We start from the raw sequence: 1,198 nt of genomic DNA, 5'->3' as shown, positions 1-1,198 counted from the left end.
GGAGAGTCGCAGTGACCAGCTGGCTGCAACTGTTTATTAAAAACACAGCACTCTGCAAACACGTAAGTGGACGTATAGGGTGTGACACCTGCCCGGTGCCGGAAGGTTAATTGATGGGGTTAGCGCAAGCGAAGCTCTTGATCGAAGCCCCGGTAAACGGCGGCCGTAACTATAACGGTCCTAAGGTAGCGAAATTCCTTGTCGGGTAAGTTCCGACCTGCACGAATGGTGTAATGATGGCCAGGCTGTCTCCAGCCGAGACTCAGTGAAATTGAAATTGCGGTGAAGATGCCGTATACCCGCGGCTAGACGGAAAGACCCCGTGAACCTTTACTATAGCTTGGCACTGAACATTGACCCTACATGTGTAGGATAGGTGGGAGGCTTTGAAGTTTGAACGCTAGTTCAGATGGAGCCGTCCTTGAAATACCACCCTTGTATGTTTGATGTTCTAACGTAGGTCCCTGAATCGGGATTGCGGACAGTGTCTGGTGGGTAGTTTGACTGGGGCGGTCTCCTCCTAAAGAGTAACGGAGGAGCACGAAGGTTGGCTAAGTACGGTCGGACATCGTACGGTTAGTGTAATGGTAGAAGCCAGCTTAACTGCGAGACAGACACGTCGAGCAGGTACGAAAGTAGGTCATAGTGATCCGGTGGTTCTGTATGGAAGGGCCATCGCTCAACGGATAAAAGGTACTCCGGGGATAACAGGCTGATACCGCCCAAGAGTTCATATCGACGGCGGTGTTTGGCACCTCGATGTCGGCTCATCACATCCTGGGGCTGAAGTCGGTCCCAAGGGTATGGCTGTTCGCCATTTAAAGTGGTACGCGAGCTGGGTTTAGAACGTCGTGAGACAGTTCGGTCCCTATCTGCCGTGGGCGTTGGATGATTGAGTGGAGTTGCTCCTAGTACGAGAGGACCGGAGTGAACGAACCGCTGGTGTTCGGGTTGTCATGCCAATGGCATTGCCCGGTAGCTACGTTCGGAACGGATAACCGCTGAAAGCATCTAAGCGGGAAGCCGGCCACAAGATGAGTCATCCCTTAGACTTCGAGTCTACTAAAGGGTCGTTGAAGACCACAACGTTGATAGGTGAGGTGTGGAAGCGTGGTGACACGTTAAGCTAACTCATACTAATTGCCCGAGAGGCTTAACCATACAACGCCCAAGATGTTTTAAGAAAGAATACAGTGTG

The 1,198-nt window shown here is 51.8% G+C and carries 1 rRNA gene (cut by a window edge); it reads left to right on the top strand.

The features are described from left to right. Nucleotides 1-1,161 (top strand): 23S ribosomal RNA (locus L1N97_RS16810) (its annotated part extends 1,259 nt beyond the left edge of the window); the annotation flags it as partial. Nucleotides 1,162-1,198 lie beyond the last annotated feature (37 nt).

Origin of the sequence: Rheinheimera sp. UJ63, assembly GCF_021568285.1 — a bacterium.
Taxonomy (GTDB): Bacteria; Pseudomonadota; Gammaproteobacteria; order Enterobacterales; family Alteromonadaceae; genus Alishewanella; species Alishewanella maricola.
Note: the sequence above shows the minus strand (reverse complement) of the source record. Positions and strands in the feature narration are given on the sequence as shown.